The organism is Nocardia sp. NPDC058705, assembly GCF_042749305.1.
Lineage (GTDB): Bacteria > Actinomycetota > Actinomycetes > Mycobacteriales > Mycobacteriaceae > Nocardia.
In genome coordinates this window covers 1-19,203 of the sequence record NZ_JBHYRN010000005.1, presented here as the reverse complement: position 1 = coordinate 19,203, position 19,203 = coordinate 1, and the positions used below count along the sequence as shown (strand labels likewise).

The 19,203-nt window shown below is 63.4% G+C and carries 18 protein-coding genes, 2 pseudogenes and 2 CRISPR repeat arrays; of the genes and pseudogenes, 13 read left to right on the top strand and 7 right to left on the bottom strand.

The features are described from left to right. The 5 genes from ACFW6D_RS09095 (at position 1) to ACFW6D_RS09075 (ending at position 2,895) form a co-directional block, all read left to right on the top strand. Entirely contained in the window at positions 1-666 is a 666-nt protein-coding gene (locus tag ACFW6D_RS09095) for an OmpA family protein (RefSeq protein WP_379326352.1), read from the top strand. 15 nt (positions 667-681) lie between these two features. Next, entirely contained in the window at positions 682-1,062 is a 381-nt protein-coding gene (locus ACFW6D_RS09090) for a hypothetical protein (RefSeq protein ID WP_379326350.1), read from the top strand. Positions 1,063-1,135: 73 nt separating this feature from the next. Beyond that, a complete protein-coding gene (locus tag ACFW6D_RS09085; RefSeq protein ID WP_379326348.1) occupies positions 1,136-1,291 on the top strand; it encodes a hypothetical protein in 156 nt (51 codons plus the stop codon). A gap of 92 nt (positions 1,292-1,383) precedes the next feature. After that, a complete protein-coding gene (locus tag ACFW6D_RS09080) occupies positions 1,384-2,208 on the top strand; it encodes a hypothetical protein (RefSeq protein ID WP_379326346.1) in 825 nt (274 codons plus the stop codon). Positions 2,209-2,622: 414 nt separating this feature from the next. Then, complete coding sequence (locus ACFW6D_RS09075) at positions 2,623-2,895, top strand: hypothetical protein (protein ID WP_379326344.1); 273 nt, start codon at positions 2,623-2,625, stop codon at positions 2,893-2,895. A gap of 89 nt (positions 2,896-2,984) precedes the next feature. Next, positions 2,985-3,295: a CRISPR direct-repeat array (repeat unit 36 nt; unit sequence GTTTCTGTTCCCTCTCGGGACGCGCGTTCGCGCAAC). 151 nt (positions 3,296-3,446) lie between these two features. Here ACFW6D_RS09075 and cas2 read toward each other — a convergent pair. The 3 genes and pseudogenes from cas2 to ACFW6D_RS09060 form a co-directional block, all read right to left on the bottom strand. Beyond that, positions 3,447-3,725: a CRISPR-associated endonuclease Cas2 gene (gene cas2 / locus ACFW6D_RS09070; protein WP_379326342.1), complete on the bottom strand. Its 279-nt coding sequence runs from the start codon at positions 3,723-3,725 to the stop codon at positions 3,447-3,449. Between the two features lie 3 nt (positions 3,726-3,728). Then, positions 3,729-4,650: pseudogene (cas1, locus tag ACFW6D_RS09065) on the bottom strand (CRISPR-associated endonuclease Cas1). A 123-nt stretch (positions 4,651-4,773) separates the two neighbouring features. Next, positions 4,774-5,568 (bottom strand): annotated as a pseudogene (locus ACFW6D_RS09060) (reverse transcriptase domain-containing protein); the annotation flags it as partial. Between the two features lie 81 nt (positions 5,569-5,649). Then, a CRISPR array of direct repeats spans positions 5,650-5,959; the repeat unit is 36 nt; unit sequence GTTTCTGTTCCCTCGCGGGAGTCGCGTGCGCGTAAC. 201 nt (positions 5,960-6,160) lie between these two features. Here ACFW6D_RS09060 and ACFW6D_RS09055 point away from each other — a divergent pair. The 6 genes from ACFW6D_RS09055 (at position 6,161) to ACFW6D_RS09030 (ending at position 9,122) form a co-directional block, all read left to right on the top strand. Beyond that, positions 6,161-6,361, top strand: coding sequence for a hypothetical protein (locus ACFW6D_RS09055; RefSeq protein ID WP_379326340.1), 201 nt, complete (start codon positions 6,161-6,163; stop codon positions 6,359-6,361). Beyond that, on the top strand, positions 6,354-7,325 hold the full coding sequence (locus tag ACFW6D_RS09050) for an OmpA family protein (RefSeq protein WP_379326338.1): 972 nt from the start codon (positions 6,354-6,356) through the stop codon (positions 7,323-7,325). The genes ACFW6D_RS09055 and ACFW6D_RS09050 overlap by 8 nt, the downstream gene beginning before the upstream one ends. Before the next feature lie 48 nt (positions 7,326-7,373). Then, positions 7,374-7,691: a hypothetical protein gene (locus tag ACFW6D_RS09045; protein ID WP_379326336.1), complete on the top strand. Its 318-nt coding sequence runs from the start codon at positions 7,374-7,376 to the stop codon at positions 7,689-7,691. Positions 7,692-7,853: 162 nt separating this feature from the next. Further along, a complete protein-coding gene (locus ACFW6D_RS09040) occupies positions 7,854-8,045 on the top strand; it encodes a hypothetical protein (protein ID WP_379326334.1) in 192 nt (63 codons plus the stop codon). A 43-nt stretch (positions 8,046-8,088) separates the two neighbouring features. Then, the gene (locus ACFW6D_RS09035; RefSeq protein WP_379326332.1) at positions 8,089-8,991 is read left to right on the top strand and encodes a hypothetical protein; all 903 of its coding nucleotides are present in this window, start codon (positions 8,089-8,091) and stop codon (positions 8,989-8,991) included. Then, a complete protein-coding gene (locus ACFW6D_RS09030) occupies positions 8,967-9,122 on the top strand; it encodes a hypothetical protein (RefSeq protein WP_379326330.1) in 156 nt (51 codons plus the stop codon). Before ACFW6D_RS09035 ends, ACFW6D_RS09030 begins: the two co-directional genes overlap by 25 nt. Positions 9,123-9,663: 541 nt before the next feature. Here the strand turns inward: ACFW6D_RS09030 and ACFW6D_RS09025 are convergent. The 3 genes from ACFW6D_RS09025 to ACFW6D_RS09015 are packed head-to-tail and all read right to left on the bottom strand — an operon-like array spanning position 9,664 to position 15,336. After that, on the bottom strand, positions 9,664-13,548 hold the full coding sequence (locus ACFW6D_RS09025) for a CHAT domain-containing protein (RefSeq protein ID WP_379326328.1): 3,885 nt from the start codon (positions 13,546-13,548) through the stop codon (positions 9,664-9,666). Continuing rightward, positions 13,545-14,594: a hypothetical protein gene (locus tag ACFW6D_RS09020; RefSeq protein WP_379326326.1), complete on the bottom strand. Its 1,050-nt coding sequence runs from the start codon at positions 14,592-14,594 to the stop codon at positions 13,545-13,547. Before ACFW6D_RS09020 ends, ACFW6D_RS09025 begins: the two co-directional genes overlap by 4 nt. Then, positions 14,578-15,336 (bottom strand): hypothetical protein, encoded by a 759-nt coding sequence (locus ACFW6D_RS09015; protein ID WP_379326325.1) that lies wholly within the window; start codon positions 15,334-15,336, stop codon positions 14,578-14,580. The genes ACFW6D_RS09020 and ACFW6D_RS09015 overlap by 17 nt, the downstream gene beginning before the upstream one ends. Before the next feature lie 837 nt (positions 15,337-16,173). On the opposite strand from ACFW6D_RS09015, the gene ACFW6D_RS09010 reads away from it, so the two are divergent. After that, the gene (locus ACFW6D_RS09010) at positions 16,174-16,443 is read left to right on the top strand and encodes a hypothetical protein (protein WP_379326323.1); all 270 of its coding nucleotides are present in this window, start codon (positions 16,174-16,176) and stop codon (positions 16,441-16,443) included. A 1,201-nt stretch (positions 16,444-17,644) separates the two neighbouring features. Here ACFW6D_RS09010 and ACFW6D_RS09005 read toward each other — a convergent pair. Next, positions 17,645-18,259 (bottom strand): RICIN domain-containing protein, encoded by a 615-nt coding sequence (locus tag ACFW6D_RS09005; RefSeq protein WP_379326321.1) that lies wholly within the window; start codon positions 18,257-18,259, stop codon positions 17,645-17,647. 242 nt (positions 18,260-18,501) lie between these two features. Between ACFW6D_RS09005 and ACFW6D_RS09000 the strand changes: the two genes are divergently transcribed. Then, positions 18,502-19,113, top strand: a complete 612-nt coding sequence (locus ACFW6D_RS09000) for a hypothetical protein (protein WP_379326319.1) — start codon at positions 18,502-18,504, stop codon at positions 19,111-19,113. The last annotated feature ends 90 nt before the right edge of the window (positions 19,114-19,203 follow it).

Sequence of the window (19,203 nt, the reverse complement as noted above, 5' to 3'; positions counted from 1 at the left end):
TTGTCCGCCGATCCCGCCGAGATCACCTTGTTCCTGCAGCGCGCGAACGCACTGCCCGACCTTACCGGCGTCGCAGTGCTGCTCGCCGGACTCGGCGCGACCGCCGACCATCAAGCACAACTCACCGATGCACAGGTCACACATCTGCGCGCGGTCTATCGCGCCATCCTGTCCGCCGCCGGCGCGCCCTGCGTCGCGTTCCTCGACACCGTTCCCGATCGCGCTCCGGGCCGCTCCCCGTACCCCGTCACCGTGGTCGCGCTTCCCACCGCGCCGACATTCTCCGCCGGCACGACCGTCTTCGACAGCGACACCCTCCAATTCCTGCCAGACAGCGAACAATTCGCTGACCCGGCCGCAGCCCGCACAGTTCTCGCACCGGTCGTCACTTCCCTACGCAACGACCCCACCCTGCGGGTGCAGATCACCGGGACCACCTCCACCGGGATTCCGGGTCACGGCCGCGACCACATCGAACTGTCCACCGCGCGAGCCGAATCCGTGCGCATCCTGATCGTCGGCGAAGGCGTCGACGTCCATCGGCTCACCGTCCGCGGCGTCGGCACCGATTTCCCCGAGTTCATCCCCGACCTCACCGCCGACGGCACCCTGTTGCCCGGTCCCGCTGCCCGCAACCGTTCAGTCCGGCTGCAGCCGATCCGCTGAGAGGAACCATCACCGATGCGACTGGTCAACACCACACCCCACGAAATCGTCCTGTTCACCAACAACGGCCACGTGCGACTGCCCGCCGCCACCGCCCCGGCCAGGATCGTTGACCCCGCGATCGAGGTGAACCAGTCGAACGCCCTACCCGTTCCCGTCCGCGATCTAGCCCTCGGCACAACCGTCCACGGCCTACCCGCACCCGAGAACGACGTGCGGTACATCGTCTCGCGCGCGATCGCGATGCTGTGTCGGCAGCGGACAGACCTGCTCGTCCCGGGTGCGCTGCGGGTACGCCCACCCCACGGCCAGATCGGCTGCGCCGACCTTGTTCGATTCCACCACCGCCGCGAACGGCCGCGACTCGACCGTCACTGTCCACGCTGCTCACGCTGACCAGTCCACGGCCGGAAGCGAATTCGGTCCCGGATACACAGAATGTCCCCCCCTTCTAACCCGAGGAGCCCCAATGCCCATCGACCAGCCACCCCTGACCCCGCAAACCAGCGAAGTGCGGTACGCGAAAGAACAAGACAAACTCCGTCGCCAACGTGACGAGGAGCGCCGCAAGGCCCTCGCCGCCGAGATGCGGCGCAAAGCACAGGAGACCAAACAGAAGAAATAGGCAGTGAGCGCAGCGGCCCGACATCTCCTGTCGGGCGCTGTCGCGAACGTCCACAGCCTCCGGGCAAGTCACTAACCGGCTACCCTCGATCGGTGCGCACCTGGACCCTCGAATTGACCTACCGCAGTGGACAACTCGACGGCGACATCATTCGCGCACCACGCGGCACCCAGATCCGCGAAATGGGCATAGAACTACTCGGCGAACACACCACCGAACACGGCAACCATGACAACGAACTCAAACCCCGTGCGCTCCGACTCGAGCTACCCGGCCCCGGACACCCGGGACTACTCGAGGTGACCTGGCTGTCGGATCATTTTCCGCCCCTGCGGGTTCCCCCACCATCGGGCCGCCTCAACTGGGGTCAAGGCACCAGTGTCGTGGACTTCCACCAACGACAAGCCCCGACCGCGGTCACCGTCGCCGCGCTCGAGCACTACTTCACCGACAACACCGACACCGAAAACTGGTCAGCGTGCCGACTCCGCACCCGCTCCGGCGTCCTGTTCAAACGCGACCACACCGACTACGTCAGCGCCAACCATCTGCTCAACGCGATCGCCAACAGATGGGAACTGGTCACCACCTGGACACCGCCCGGCACAGCGAAACTAGCTCTTGCCCAGCCGGTCCCGGCCAACGTCATGAAGGAACTGTTGTCGACCTGCGCCATCGAAGTCCGCCGCTGCGGACCGAGCAACCCGCACCAAATTGCCACCAAACTCGAACTCCACACCCCGGCCATCCGCGAGACCCCCCTCGAATTCGACCTCGATCTGCGGTGCGCGAGCACAACCGACACAACCCTCACCTGGTTCCGGACCCTCTGCGCGTTCGCCGAAATCGCATCGATCGGCCGCTACACGCCTACCGGACTCGGCTCCGTGACCTCCACCCCGATCAGCAGGGCATGAAGCGCATCAACACTTGCGTCGAGCAAACCGTCCTGTCGATCGGGTGTGAAAGCAGCTCACGGCGAGCCGCTGACGATAATGTCCGCGCTGTTGGGTGGCCGTGCGTGGTCAGGGTCGTGGTCACTCATGGGCGTCGCCGGCGGTCGGTGCACCGTCCGTCGGGATGGTCGAACTGACGGCAGTGGCGAGCGACGTGCTGCTGGGTGTGATGGCGGCGACCGCGAGTGGGGCGCGCGCAGGTATCCGGATCGGTGGACGGTGGTCATCGAACGTCCCCTGGCCGCCCCATGCTGATAGAAGCTTCACCGGCCGCGACTGTGTCAATGCCCCACCTACCGATTCCCCGGATCTCATCACGGCTGTCGGGCGTCATCGGTGAGCGAGCGCGGGCCCGCATCTGATCCTGGAGAGGTTGTGCTCACGACCCACCACTCGGAGCGCCGCGATGACTTCGTTCGAATCCGCCATGACCACCGACGCCGACCACCGGGACTGAGCACAGCAGCGCGCCTGCTGCACCGCTACTTGGGGTGGCCGTTCATCGCTGTCATCGCCTTCGAGATCGCCTGCAAGAGTTTGCTTCTCGTCGCCGCGATCGTAGAGGTTCCGCTGGTCAGCTCGGCGCTGGCGATGGTACTGCCGACCGCGAGCGGACTCACCATCGACTCGGCGGGGTGGCTGTGCTGATCATAGATGCCGCACTCTGGCACCATTACGCAACCGAATGCGAAGGAAACCCGATCTCCGATTAATTCACTCGCGCCAACTCACGGGACCGTCTTGTTCCCTCTCGGGACGCGCATTCGCACAACCTTCCTGTTTCAGCAAGTCCGCCGAGCAACGCGTTTCTGTTCCCTTTCGGGACGCGCGTTCGCGCAACAGAAGGTTGAAAATATGACGCGGGGCAATTCGGGTTTCTGTTCCCTCTCGGGACGCGCGTTCGCGCAACTTTCGGCACAAGGAGGATGGTTAGCATGAGGGTTTCTGTTCCCTCTCGGGACGCGCGTTCGCGCAACACGCACCTCACTCAAGTAAGGAGCCGATATGGCTGTTTCTGTTCCCTCTCGGGACGCGCGTTCGCGCAACAGCTCGCCGATTCTACCCCGTCTGACCTGCGACGACATAGCCCGAAATCGCGCACCCCCACCCGAACGATCTTGTTTCAGTTCCGACATCGCCCACGATGCCCTGACCTGCATCGATGGGTGCGCGCACCTCGGCGATGACACGCCGTCCGATCAGACGATGTAGTAGCCACGGCGTTCCTCCAGTACTCGCTCGCCGATGATGGTGCGGGAAGTGGCGTGCACCGGCATCTCGTAGATTCGCACCTGGTCTTCGCGGCGGTCGATGACCGCGCGGATGCGCGAGAGCAGGATGACGCGGTCCGCAGCGGTCGGCAGCTCGATTTCGAAGACGCTCAGTTGGACGCGCGGCCGGTATTCGGTGAGCAGCGCCGAGAGGGTGGCGCGGCGGAGGTTGTCGGCGATGTCGTACACGACCAGCGCGCGAGACATGGCCTACCGCCACAACATCGGCTGGTAGGTGCCGCCGGTGACCATTGCGTTCGCCAAGAGGACGGCTTGGTGCTCGATGCAGTCGCGGTAGGACATCGGGGTGCGGCGTATTGGATGGACGACGCGGGTGAGGAGGCGGCGCTCGAGCGCTTCGACGAGGGCGCGCTTGGTCGGTTGGTCCATGCGGCAACCGTTGACGCTCGTGGTGAATCCCTCGGGTTTGACGGCGCGGGTGGCGATAAGTCGCAGGATGGTCGTGTCGACGACGAGGGCGCGGAACTCCTCCATCAGGTCGAGAGCGAGGCTGGGGCGGCCCCGGTGCCGGGTGTGGAGGAAGCCCCGGGTCGGGTCGAGGCCGGCGAGTTCGACGGCGTGGCGAGCCTCGGCGGCGAGGATGGTGTAGCTGTAGGACAGCATGGCGTTGATCGGGTCTTTCGGTGGACGACGGTTGCGACGGACGAAGCCCCAGTCGGCGGGGATCAACGCGCGCAGGCTGTCGAAGTAGATGCGCGACGCGGCGCCCTCGATTCCGTGCAGGCCGGCGATCGTGGTCGCGTTCGCGCAGTGATCACGAAGCCTGTCGAGGCGGGCGGCAGTGGGGTGGGGCACCGCGTCGCGACGAGATTTGGTGCGGGTGAGCAGGATTCGTCCGTTGGTGATCTTGGCTCGTACCATCGCGGCGGCCAGCGTGCGCGCGTGCGGGATCCTCCTCGGCGGCGTATTGTGCTCGAAGTACCTCGTACCGGCCGCTGTTGGGAGAGAGGAAGATCAGGTGCTCGTTCTGCGGGTCGACCACCACTAGCCCGACTCCCGACCTGGCTGCGAGGCCGAGGGCGGCCGAGGTGATCAGTACACGGTCGGCACACACAATCATCCGGGTACGGCCCGCCGGATGTCGAAAGTTCCGCCCAGCACCGGTGACCACGAACCGACTGCCAGAAGCCCGAAGTGCCGACCCGCGCCGGGTGATGTGCACGGTGGCGCGAGCCGGATCGGTCAGGCGCGCGCCGGCGCCGACCGTCGCTGATCGCACGACCGTGCCGAGGAAGTCGACTCCATCATCCGCCCGGACGATCCGTGTCTTGTGCGGCGTCAGAGTCAGGCCACGCTGTTTCGCGAGCCGTCGCAGGACGGCGAGTTGCCGTTCAGCCTCTGCCCGCGAAGTCGCGGTGACAGCGATGTCGTCGACATATCTGATCACCGAGACACCCTCGTCCCAACCAGCCCTGTCCAGCCCGTCCAGAAAATGGTTCACCAATATCGGCGACAACGGCGAGCCCTGCGCCAACCCGATACCCGCGCGCTCACCCACCGACCGCCGCGCTGCCTTCGCCACCAAGGCGACCACGGCCGGATCATCGACCGCCCGTGCCAACTCCGCCAAGCATTGCTCCACGCGAATCGAGGCGAAACACTCCTCGATATCGGTGCGAATCACCCATCGCTGCCCATCGGCGATCTGCCCCCGCAACGCGCCGGTCGCGTCCTCGACCCCCAATCCCGGCCGAAACCCATAGCTGTCCGGTTGCAACTGCGGATCGAGATAAACGGTCAACACCGCGGCTATCGCGCGCTCAGCGACCCGATCGACCAACGGTGGGATGTGCAGAACCCGCTGTCCGCCGTCACTTTTCGCGATCGTCGCACGCCGCAGTGGCCCGGGCTCCCACGTCCCCGATCTCAACGCCGTCCCGATCGCGGCGAGATTGGCAAGCAGTCCGTCCCGCAGTGCCACCGCTTCCGCATGCGGCACGGGCTCTTCTCCCAATCGAGCCTCCGACACCAGCCACGCCTGCAACAGATTCGCATCCGCCACAATCGCCTCGAGTAATCCGCCAGACATCCACATTCCCTTCGCCTGCCATTCGCAGACGACTTCGGGGACCAGAATTTCCATACGGACTCAAACGTCCGGGAAATCGCAGGTTCTGTTCCCTCGCGGGAGTCGCGTGCACGTAACCCCATGGGCGCGAAGTCCGCTCAACAGAAACTGTTTCTGTTCCCTCGCGGGAGTCGTGTGCGCGTAACCATTAGCACAAGGGAGTAAAGTCATGTCGACTCGTTTCTGTTCCCTCGCGGGAGTCGCGTGCGCGTAACACAAGGGTTCATCAAGACGTAGGAGAAAACTGTTTCTGTTCCCTCGCGGGAGTCGCGTGCGCGTAACACGCACCTCACCAAGGAGTGTCACTATGGCTTTCGTTTCTGTTCCCTCGCGGGAGTCGCGTGCGCGTAACAGCTCCTCGATTTTACCCCCGTTGACCTGCAACGACACACCGGCGATCCGCGCACCCCCTCCTGAACGATCATGTTCCACAACCAATCTCACGTGCAGCGCTCTGACCTGCGGAAACGTGTCCGCGCACCCACAACGCTGTGAATCGCTCGGCGTTTCGGTCCCGGATGGCAGGTGTACGCGCGCCAGTCAAGGAGATCGTATGTGTCGTCGGCCAGTCCTCGCCCTCACTGTGTCCGCCGCGGTGATCGCCGCCTGCGGGACCGAGCAGTCCGCACCGAGCAGCGACCTGGAATGTGCGGCCGGGTCGGGGTCGCTCGCGGTGGTCGCCGCCATGCGGCAGAATTCGCCTCGGCCCGCGGGTGGAGGGGCCGGTGCGGGAGGTGATCGTGGGGATGGTTAGGGATGGACGGTCGGTGGTGTTCGTCGATGCGGATGGGTCTCCGACGGTGCGCGCGAAGTTCGTGCCCGAGACATTGCCCGCCAATGAGCGGGCTCGGCGGGAGCGGGTCGATGCCGACATCGTCGAGGTGAGCGCGCGGTTGGGTACCCTGCGGGCCGACGCGCACGAGGTCGATGTGATCGGGGCGCTTCTCGTCGCGGCGCGGGCCGCGCGGACCGGCAGCGGGACGCCGACCGTGCTGGTGATCGATTCGGGTCTGCAAACCGTTCCGCCGCTAGACTTTTCGCAGCCAGGTGTGCTGGGAGCCGACCCTGGCGAGGTGGCTGAGTTCTTGCGGCAGGCAGCGGCGTTGCCTGACCTCTCGGGGGTCGCGGTGCTGCTGGCCGGAATCGGTTCGACCGCGAGCCCCCAGCAACCGCTGACCGACGCGCAGTCGATACACCTGCGCGCGATCTATCGGGCAGTGCTGGAAACGGCCGGCGCGTCATGTATCTCGTTCCTCAACACCGTTCCCGACCGCGCTCCTACCGGTTCCCCGTTCCCTGTCACGCTCGTGTCGGCCCCCGCGACGCCCGCCTTCGCCGCGACACCGACCGTCCTCGACAGCAACACCCTGCGGTTCCTGCCCGAGAGCGAACAGTTCGTCAACCCGGACGCCGCCCGCGCGGTGTTGGCCCCAGTCGTCGCGGCCCTACGCGCCGATCCCGGGATGCGGCTGCAGATCACCGGAACGACCGCCACCGGAATACCGGGGCACGGTCGCGATCGCATCGAATTGTCAACCGCGCGAGCCGAATCCGTACGCCAGGTGCTCCTCGACGAAGGCATCGCCGCTGATCGGCTGATCGCGCGCGGCGTCGGAACAGATTTCGCGGAGTTCGTGCCCGACATCACCGCCGACGGCGTGCTATTGCCGGGTCCGGCCGCGCGTAACCGTTCCGTTCGACTCCAGCCGATCAGCTGAAAGGCACGAGGACATGCGACTGGTCAACACCACCCCCACCCGATTGTGTTGTTCACCGCCACCGGCCCACTGCGGGTGCCGGCCGGGGAGACCATCGCCCGAGTCACCGACGATGTGTTCAGTACACGGCTGCCCAACCCCCTCCCGGTCCCGGTCCCGGTCCGTGATCTGACCCCGGACACGCTGGTGCGTGGCCTGCCTGCGCCGGTCGACGGGGTGTGCCTCATCGTCTCGCGCGCGGTCGCGCTGTTGCGTGCCGACCTTGGTGACCTGGTGGTTCCGGGGACAATGCGGGTGCGGGCCCCGCACGGCGTCCTGGGATGTGCTGATCTAGTCCGCTATCACCCACGCTGCGAACAGCATTGACGCGTCGGGCAGGCGATGGTGCTGATCAATCTCACTCCGCACGAGGTCGTGCTCATAGTCGCCGCGAACACCACGCGTCGGCTGCCCCCCCAGCGACGCGCCCGGTGCGGATCGTCGACCTTTCCGGTGCAGCTGTGCGGGTCGCACAGCGTCCCTGTCGCAGTGCGGCGACGACAGTTCGGCACACGCGTCGACGGACTCCCCGCAGCCCGGACCGGGGTGTACTACGTGGTCTCGCGCGCGGTCGCCATGGTCGCCGCTACTCGGGCCGATCTGCCGGTGCCGGGTCCGCTGCGCGCGCTCGCCGACGGCACCCTCGGCTGCACCGAATTGCACCGATTCGACCCTGCCTGAGCCTATTTCGGTGACGATACCGCCGCCAACCTACGCTTGCTCCATGCACACCTGGCAGTTCGATCTGACCTACCGTAGCGGCCTGCTCGATGGCGATCGGATGCGGTCCCCGCGCGGCACACAAGTGCGCGAGATGGGTATCGAACTACTCGGCGAACACGTCACCGCTGACGACAAACACGACGACAACGTCAAACCCCGCGCGCTGTATCTGCGAACTCCCGGGCCACGCCATCCCGGCCTGCTCCAGCTCACCTGGCTGTCGGACCGGTGGCCGCCGCTGCGTACGCCACCACCCACCGGACACCTCAACTGGGGCAACGGAACCAGCGTGGTCGAGTTCACGTTGCGATCGGCCCCCACCACCGTCACCGCCGCCGCGCTGTGGCATTTCTTCACCACGACCGCGGCGGAGAACTGGGTCGCGTGCCGGTTCCGCACGCGTTCCGGCGTGCTGTTCAAACGCGGCCACACCGAATACGTCAGCGCCACACACATTCTCAATTCCCTGGCCAACCGGTGGGAACTGCTCAACTCGTGGTCCCCACCGACCGAGCCCGCGCCGCGCGAACCAGCGGTGGTGCCCGAGGACATCCTCGAACAACTCCGCGCGCACACCACCATCGCCGCCATTCGCCACTGCGCGCCCGCGACCGCGCATCAGATCGCGACCAACCCCGACAGCGGCACCCCTGCCATTCGTGAGGTTCCACTCGAATTCGATCTCGACTTGGTGTGCGCCGCGGAAGATCCCGTCGTGCTGGTGTGGTTTCGGGTGCTGTGCGCGTTCGCCGAAATCGCCTCGCTCGGCCGCTATACCCCCACTGGGCTCGGTGCGGTAACCACCACCGCTATCGCCGGACAGGCAGATCTGGTCCCGGAAACAACCAGTGACCAACCGTCACCGGACAGGAGCACACCATGCCCATCGACCAGCCACCCCTGACTCCCCAGACCAGCGAAATCCGCTACGCCAAGGAGCAGGACAAGATCCGTCGCCAGCGAGAGGAGGAACGGAAGAAGGCCCTCGCCGCCGAGATGCGCCGCAAAGTCCAAGAGACCAAACAGAACAAATAGGCATTGCCGACGAGGCCGTCGCGAACCCCGTTCGCGGCGGCCTGCCATCGGTCATTTCACCCAGGCCGAACCGTCGACTGGACGACGAGAATGAGAGATGCACATAGTCGTCCTGGTCACCGATTAGGACCCGGGCCGGGTGGCATGGTGTCCGGGGAGTGCACGCCCGACATGCCAGCTTGGAGTTTGGGCCTACCGTACCCAGGGCTGGCCGTGGAGGTTGTTTCCCCGGCGGGGCTACGAGTTCGAGTTGCGATGCTGGTTCAGCTGGGACGCAGACGATTTTGCCTGAGCCGTGACGATCCAGAGGTAAACTCAGTCAGCGCTGGCGGCAGGTTGCCTGGGTCGACATATTATCCGGTTAACGAAATTCTTCTCGGCCGCAACGGATTCCGCGATCGAAACAGCATCCGAATCTTGAGACGAGCAGGACCACTCCGACACGGCTGAATCTCGACACCGTGACTCGCATTGGTAGTTGGCCAGTCTTATCAAAAGTTCGCCAGTGCACCGCGGTCGACGAGCTTTGACGCTGCGTCGTCTACGAGTGGTCATCTTTGTATTCGCCCGGGTCAACAGATTGCGGACCCAGCCAGCCGCTCCGCGGACTTTTTCCATATAGGTAGTCGATGCCGTCGGGATAGCGTTTGAAGTATCCGATTTGGTAAGCTGCGAATTCACCTGTGTCCATATAGGGTTGGCGAGTTCCATTGCGAAGGGACTCGAAGCCTGCGATCGCTTCCACTGGTAGCTCGCCGAGGCGGAGATGGTGGTCAGCGAGTCGTCGCAGAATGTGGTGAGTGATCTCCGCGCTGTCAATATGCTTCGGAAACTCAATACGCAGTTCCCAGAAGCGGTCTGTCGTGTCGTCGATGCCTTGCCTCATGTGGAGTTGGATCCTACTGTCGTACAGCGAGTGGGTGGGGCGAAACAGCAGTGCCGAGATCCAGGGGTATCGGATATGACCGACGGCCACTTTACGGGCGCGCGGGTCGCTCGAGATCAGGACGATCCGGCAGTCTGTGATGTAGAGATGGAGGCGCCGTACACACTGCCGCGATTTCTCCTGTACATACACCAGAGTATTGACGTTTTCTCCTGACCACGTGACTTTGTGAACTTCAATTGGCCCATGTGGCGTGCCGTCGAAGTCGGTGAATTGAACCACTCCGTCGACCAGGGATGGCTCGAGAATGCCGTCACCGCCGGTACTACCAGCAGGATGGGATCGAAGCATTTCGAATACCGGGTGAAAGGTTCGGGGTTTCGGCCCTATCGCGGCGATCGATTGTTCCGTATTCGGCGATCGGGGGGTCAACGGTGCGGGGGCGAGGAGGATCTGGGGTTGGGTGGGGTCTGTGACGTTGTCACCGATTCCGACGTAGGCGTATGCGTTGGCTACCACGAGGAGTGTGCCTTTGGAATTTCGCCACCGTTGGATCTCCGCACGCTGCACGTCCCTGAGAGCACGAGCAGGGTCGCTACCCTCGCGCATTGCATCGACGAGAGCGAGGTCGATACGTTTAGTGTGCTCGGTGTCTAGGACTGGATACAACGTGCAGAACACATGTTGCGCCCCGGCGTAGATAACTGCCGCACCCATACCGAGCCACTCCGGGGCAAGCAACGTCGAGTCAGGGTCTTCGATGCTGTCGTCCATGATGTCCGGGTAAACACCGAGGCTCATACATCCGGCCAAAACGACGCGTCCAGGCATCCGATAGTGCGGCGTCCCGTCCGGCCGAACCCGGTAGAACTCGCGAAGGTTGAGGGGACCGTCGCTGAACTGGATACCAGTTCGACCTGGTGCACTGACGTCGTCGAGTTCGAGGACATGGCCAGCGAGGAAAAGCGTGCCCTCCTCCGAGCGCTCGCCCCTGAGTCGATCGGCGAAATAATCCCTAGTCAAATAGCCGAACAATACCGCGCTGCTATCAGGAACCGTAGTTTCCGCCTGGGGCAAACCGTCCTTGGCCGTAGAGTCGCCCGGAACTACATGCGGTGCAAGCACGGCCAAAACCTTGCTCGCATCCCCGCCTGAGTCAACGCACGTCAAGAGCCGCCGCCGTGCTGCTAGCAAAGCGATCGACGGAACATACGTGGTGTAGGCATAATCGACAACGTCGCGACCTGCGCCGGTCACCAAAGCACTGACCGGCACGAGGACCAGAGCACCGGTGGGTGCCGCCACGAGCGAGATCGGATCCGCCGCATCCGCAGTGTCGATTCGCTGAGCGAGCACCCAGGGAATCAGCGCGCCACCCAGATCGTTGAGTATCCGGGACCAGACTTGGCCAGCGGTGCCGCGATCGGTGGGCTTATCCGGATACTCCGCCCGTATAGCGCCGTACGAGTCTCTTGATTCGTAATTGGTTTCACTTTGCAAGTTGATTGGTAGGTGCCGAACGAAAACATGGAGTGGGTCGGCAAGTTCGCCGTAATCCCGACGTTCGTCGACCCAGTCACCGTCCGGACTTCGCACCGCGTGGTATACAGATTGACCGACCCGACAATAGCTCCAATACCAACTATTCGGGTACATCGCTTGGAGCTCGGTGTCGAGATCGATTGCAGATTCGATGTTGCCGCCGACCCACGATGCCTGCTGAACAAGAATCGTCTGGTCGGGAATCACCGGGTCAGCATTCAGATCCGTATCGGAGCGTTGCTCGCTGATCGGCAATCCGGTCTGTGATACCAACGAATCGAACACTGATCTCAGTAGATTGCTCGCCGAGTCCGCCTCGAGCGGAACGGCTTGCGCTCGGACAACTTCGAGCAGTTCAGCAACCAAGGACGAGTCCTGGCCAGACGCGAGATCCAAAGCGAGCGCGTATGTTTCGGCGTTGCCGGTGGTCCAACTCGTGCGCCACGCGGTGGTCGGCAGTTGGTATCGGACCTGATGGACGACGTTGAGGCTGTGCAGCGCGTTGGCCAGCGCTTCCTCACGTAGGTCGACAGCAGTCTGAATGCGAGCCAGCAAAGCCAGCGCTAGGGCTTCGGCTACTCGATCGGCCGTCGTGCTGAGATGTCGCAGTGCGTCGTCGCATACACTCGCAGCGAATGCGTAGCGTTCTTGTCGTAGACGTATGTCGCCGTGAGTTTTCGCGGGGTAATCCTCTGGGTTCTCGAGGGCATCCACACAGAGCGTGGCCAGCAGTAACGCTAGACGCGCACTATCTCCGACAGAGACTTTGAGGGCCATTCGTCCTTCCGCCAGCCGATGGCGTTCCTCCAAATGTTCGAGAGCGCCTGCGCTGTTCTCTGCTTCGCGCATTAGCCTCAGCAGTAGATTCTCGGTCTTTTCGAGCAGCGCTAGGTCCGCCCGGCGCACCGCCGATAGCCGCAGCTCGTACAGGATCCTAAGACCTTCAAGGCATTGTGTGGGAGAGTCGAGGTCTCGGGTCAGGGCCTCGATCCGTCGAAGACGCGTTTCGGCGAGCCAATATCGCGCACGCGAGCCTGCTTTGAGGAGATCCTCTTCGGCTTCTTTCCAGCGGACTTCGGCTGCCGCGAGTTGTCCGGCTGCAAGCAGCACGTCACCTGACTGCAACGCGCACCACCCCCGGATCTCCGGGCGGTCCTCGTCGCACAGTGCTCGTGCCTCCTGAGACAACCGCATCGCGGACTGAAGATCTGGTTCCGCGAGAGCGGCAAGCGCATCGCACTGCACGAGTACAGGTTTGAGATAGGCTGGCGCATCTGCCATCGCGTCGCGAGTGAAGATGACGGTTCGGGCTCGGTCATCGTGGGTGGCTTTGTCGACAGCGAGCAACACCGACGCTGCGGTTTTGTTCCAGAACGCCTTTATCACGTAGTGGTGGCCCAGGAACAGCACGGGACTATCGAGGATGGTTGGGGACAGCACACCCGCTTCCCACGCCATCAGCGCGATTCTCACCGCTCGAAACACGAAAATGCCGGGCAGCAGCAGCCACAGCAATAGATGCTGGTCCACAGCGGCGAGAACGACCACAGCGCCGTAGACGGGGAACGCGAATTGGCCCCGCCATCCCATCATGGACCATGCCGCGATACTCGTGAGCCCACCCCACAGAGCGGAATCGGAGATATGCGAACCCGCGACCCAGGCCGTGGCGACCAGAACAGCTTTGAGGACCAGTATCAGAAACGTACAACGGTTAAGCAATGATGTGAGGTCGCATCGGAACAGTCCGATCGATCCACGCCTAGTCCGATAGGTGCGCGCAATCCGCATGGACAACGGCGCTCGTGCAATCGCCTCGATGAGCAGCGGCAATCCGATTCCCACTGTAACAGTGGCCGACGGGAGCCAGATGATGTAGCTGTTGACGTCTTCGTCATCGGGAAGTCGATATCGCTGCTCCAACCACGTACGAAGGTCCTCCTCCGTGACCTTCGCGTGCGGGTCGAATGTGGAGACGTTCCAGTCGGATACCTTCATTCTCGATTCACCCCGCCGGTTATTCGAGATATGAGTTCGGTGTTCGCGGCGCGCAGATTGATGCGTCGATCAGATCTGATGCTCTTCTCTGTCAGGGTGACATCAGCGGTGTCAGCTTTTGCGTGAAGGAGCCCCAGACGGCCTTCGATCACATCGATGATTCGGTTCGCGATGGCAAGTATCGGTAGGAACCATGGTAAACCCAGAACGATCGTGACCACGATCAGAGCCAGATCGCCCCCCAGTCGAAGCCCCAGCCCAGCATCGGATCGGCGCAATTGGCCAGCAAGCCACAGCAGTGACCAGACGCTGCTTGTGAAGGCGGCATAGACGGCTCCCAGGGGCAGGAGAACTGCCGTGACCAGAGCAGCCATGTCAAGCCACATATGCCACTGAAGTAGATGACCTTGCACACGCGAACTCGTATGGGCCACCCCCGGTACCTGTGATCGGCTCATGGCGTCGCCGTAGCCGAGTGCGCCGGCCTCCGGCAGTTCCTGATTCTTGAAGAAGTACGGTGTGGGCACATCTGGTCGGGCAGTCGACGGTATGGCACCGCGATCGCCGAATTGTCGGTCGAGAGGAGAAACGTTCCGACGAACGGCCATAGCGGCACGAATGACGTCGCTAACCGTTATACCGGCATCGCGCAACTGTACGACGTTGGCGTCATAGGCGAGACAGGCGAGCAGCAGATGCACAGTGTCGGGATTACGATCCCCAGTTCGTTCGGCCCAGTAGGGCACCTGATTCAGCACCGTGAGCGTATTCTCTGCTGCCGAAATCGACGCAGAGGGACGGTGACTGCGCGACATCGCCGCAGCCACCTCGGATTCGCTATCGTCGTCGGAAATCCGCCGATAAGCTCCCAGGCGGCGCAGCACCAACCGCGCCCGGCATGACGAGTCTGGGTGATACACAACAGCGGTCGCCAAGTCTCGCACATCGATGATCCGGCCATCCACCAATGCCAACTCCCGGGCGATGCCGGTCGCCTCCGACAATCGCCGAGTCGACTGTTCACCCCCGCTATTCACGAGGATCATTTGACACCTCGGAAGGATCTGCCATTTCGGCCCAGCCCAAGGGTGTGAACTGCCATTCGTCGGAGTCCTCGGGTCCTCGAATACGCAACCGTTCTCCACCGATCAAACGCCTACGTAGTTGACCCGCGCGGAACAAAGGAGTTGCCCCCTCGGGTGCGATCACAGTGGCGGCCAACTCCGTCTTCGATGTGATAGCCAGATCAGCCGCCGCCCTGGCGATCGGCAGGGGGGTGCCCAGCCCGTCACCACGTACACTAAAGTCGACCCGGCCACCTGGTCCGTTGGATACGAAGATCACCGTCGGCCCGGTGTGCACAAGCGAGGTGATCACAACATACTCCCGACGCCACAACCCATCTCGAAGGCATCGACGCAAATCCGCCTCCAGCGCTACCAGGTTCACGATCTGCTCGATCGTCGAATCAGTAGCCTGAAAAAATGTTGCACCACCCCGGTCGAATTGGATCGACGCAGACGACCGCAAATTGTCGTTCACACCCAACTCGCCGTTCGCACGAATCTCAACCGAACGCGCCGACGAATACTCGAAATCGAATTTTTTCTTCTGCGTCTTACCTTTGAATGAAATCCCCAACGCGGCGAGGGTCGTGCTCCCGTCGAATCTCCCCTTGGTGACGACACCGACATCACCCAAAGCTAGAGGCACCGACGGTGCCCAACATGCCAGATAGCCGAACTCAGCATGCATCTCTTGCGCATACTGCCTGTATATGGCGTCCATACTGGGATGGTCCCTTCTCCGCACATGCGTAACGCAAACCCCCGTGGAGTATCGCCGCCACCGCCGAACTGTTACCACTCGACTGCGAAAACCCACGAGCCGCAGCAGCCTCGATCTTGACCGGCACAGACCCGTTGGTCTGCTTTCAGCTCTCGAAACACACTCGCCTGCTTATAGTTACGGCGCACCGGAGCGTTCGGACCGGTGAAGACCGGATGGTCTGATCCTCAACCTCGAGTTGCCGGATTCGTTGCGGAGCCGGCTGCGGCTCACGTCGAGGTGGTCGGCGTTTGCCCGCGAAAGGGCGATACAGCAGTAGCGAGATTGCCTGTGAGGCAAGTGATCTAACGAGCGCGCCGCTGATGGGAGCGCTCCCTTTCGCCTCGGACGAGACCCCGCAGAAACTCACGCCGGAAACTTCACTGCTACCAAGCCCGCAGACCGGGCAACGCGAATGCTCGATTGGGGTCCGACATGGCGGTGCTGATCTTGGTGCCGGATCACCCGCGGAAGTATCGACGACCTCACGGCCGACTGGAGCGTCGATCGCAAGTCGACACAGGCCTGCCCCGGCTCCGGCGATCAGCAACACTTCGGCACGACAGACGAATTCGTCTACTTCGGCGGCGACACCGGCAGCATCGTCCGACGCGCGACCGACGGCAAACAGGTGATCGCCACCAACGGCATCGCCGTCTGCACTATCCCGGACACGGACTCGTCGCCGTCACCTGCCCGGGCGGCTCGAAGACCCAGCGCAGCACCGTCGTACCCGACAGCGACGGAAACACGCTGCGCACCCACGACAGCCAGGGCGACGACGCAGCCCCACTCACAGTGGCAGACTCGCCCGACAGCTATCTCATCGGCGAGACCGCCTACAACTTCACCGGCGGCAGCCAGCGTTGGTCAGGTGGGCGCGGCGTAACCGACATCATCGACGACACGGTCTTGCTCGTCGGCGAAGACACGTTGTCGGCCATCGACTTCCGAACCGGCGAGACCCCGTCGACCCAGCCCTTCGACGTGGTCAAGTCCTACACCGTCCCGTTTCACTGGCTCACCGACCGTGAGCACACCGTGTTCACTAAAGGTGGTGTGCTATAAGCGTTCAACCTGCGAACCGGCACGACGGCCTGGACCCTTCCTCACTTCGCCACCAACCCCCAACGAGCCGGATACGGCTTCGCGGTCACCGACCGCAACCAGCTCACCTTCTACGGACCCACGGGCGCAACTGCTCCCACCATGGAGGCCACATCGACCCAGCTCCTCACTCGCTGCGGGAAACCTCCGCAGCTCACGCCAGTCGCGTCCTCGACTCCCAATCCCGGCCGAAACCCATAACTGTCCGGTTGCAACTGCGGATCGAGATAAAACGGTCAACACCGCGGCTATCGCGCGCTCAGCGACCCGATCGACCAACGGTGGGATGTGCAGAACCCGCTGTCCGCCGTCACTTTTCGCGATCGTCGCACGCCGCAGTGGCCCGGGCTCCCACGTCCCCGATCTCAACGCCGTCCCGATCGCGGCGAGATTGGCAAGCAGTCCGTCCCGCAGTGCCACCACTTCCGCATGCGGCACGGGCTCTTTTCCCAATCGAGCCTCCGACACCAGCCACGCCTGCAACAGATTCGCATCCGCCACAATCGCCTCGAGCAATCCGCCAGACATCCGTATTCCCTTCGCCTGCCATTCGCAGACGACTTCGGGGACCAGAATTGCCGTACGGACTCAAACGTCCGGGAAATCGCAGGTTTCTGTTCCCTCGCGGGAGTCGCGTGCGCGTAACGGTTTCGTCCCTACAAAAGAACAGGACTTACATGGTTTCTGTTCCCTCGCGGGAGTCGTGCATGCGTAACAGCTCCTCGATTTTACCCCGTTGACCTGCATCGACACACCGACGATCCGCGCATCCCCTCCTGAACGATCATGTTCCACAACCAATCTCACGCGCAACGCTCTGACCTGCGGAAACGCATCCGCGCACCCCAGAGTTGTGAATCGCTCGGCGTTTCGGTCCCGGAGGGCAGGTGTACTCGCACCAGCCAAGGAGATCGTATGTGTCGTCGGCCAATCCTCGCCCTCACGGTGTCCGCCGCGGTGATTGCCGCCTGCGGGACCGAGCCGTCCGCACCGAGCAGCGAACCTGGATTGTCTGGCTGGTCGAGGCTGACGCCACCGTGATCCGCGTTCACTGAATCCGACAGCAACCGCGCTGCCCTGCAGGAACTCACGAAAGGGGGCACGCGTCTAGTTGGCCGCCCCGAGTTCCCGCGCAGCCAACCGGACGCTATTGCTCGGTGTTTCAGCGGAGGATGGGCCCGGGCCCGCCACGGATCGACCAAAACTGGTTGACGTTGTTGAAGCAGGTCCATTGCTGCAGGTGCGTGCCCTGTTTCGGGCGATTCGCCAACGACGGGTTCGGGTTGTGCGCGTCGAGGCACTTGCCGCTGTGGCGCGCGCGGATAGTGGTGGCGTTGCCGCAGAAGGTCATTGGTTGGCAGTACGGGTCTCGGACGATCTCGGTGTACCAGCGCTGGCTGGCGCCGCCGTAGCAGTCGAAGGTTTGGATTCTGGCCCCGTCGTCGCCGCGGGCGTTGTTGACGTCGAGGCATTTGCCGGCGTGGCGGACCTTGATGAGGAAGTCGGAGTTCGGATTGTTCGGGTCGATGGGCACGAGGTCGAAGCGCTGGTTGGCGCCGCCCCAGTCCGACCACAGCACGGTGAAGGTGTTCGCGGTGGAACCGTTGGGGGCGGGGACGTCCACGACCAGCCCGGAGTACAGGTTGGCGAGGATGTACGGCTCGTCCTCGGCCGTGGCGACGGCGGGGGTCAACGCACCGAGTCCGATCACGAACCCGGTGAGCACGGCCACCCGGAAAATACGGTGCCGCAGGCAAGCTTTGGAAGTGGTGGACATGGTCGCGCTCCGATACTGAGTTGGGGGTGCGGTGCATTCCGCAAACCGCACACACCGATGGTGCGAGTCCGCCGACACCGCTGACCAGGGTTGGTGCCAAGGCCATACCGGTCCATACACACCGACTCCGTATGGACCGGTATGGCCTTGGCCGCAAGCCTGGTCAGGCCGTTTTTCACCTCCCACGATGGGTGACAGCGCGAGCTGCGCAGCCACATCCACCCGAACGAGGGAGAACCCCCATGTCCAACGATCGACCCGACCCACTCGAACGAGTCCTCGCACAATCGCGCCCCCAGCAAGGCGATGCGCCGACGCAGCTACATGACCCGGCCAACTTTCTGACCTTCGATCGCCACCCTTCCCCCGGCGCACCCGAGCCCGCCGAAACGTTCGCCATCGCCCCGGACGGTCGGCTGACGGTCACCGATCCCGAGACCGTGCTCGGCGTGGTCGTCGGTGCGGTTGAGCCGGTGACGCCCGCGGACATCGAGGCCGAACTCGCGCCGACCGACGATTTCAGCCCGGAAGGTTCGTCCTACATTCCGGACTGGACCGCGGTGTCGGCGATGCCGACCCTGGCGCCCGGTGTCGAGCAGCCCACCATCCTGCGCCGCAACGGGACCCGCGTCCGTCCCGAATGGGTGATCCCGCCCGACGCCCGGTCGCCGTATTACCCCAACGCCTACCCGTACTCACTGGTCGGGCGAATCTTCGTCTGGCCGGACGCGACCAGCCCGAACTGGAGCTGGTGGGGCACCGCGTCACTGCTGGGCGCGCGCACCATCCTCACGGCCAGCCACGTCGTGCCGTGGGGCTCGCCGAATTGGAAGGCGCTGTTCGTGCCCGCCTAAGGAATGTCCCGTAAGTCGTTGAGCAGCAACAGGTATCGTCTTACCGGTGGTGATCTCGGCGTCTGACCCGGTGATGGTGGAGTTGTTCTC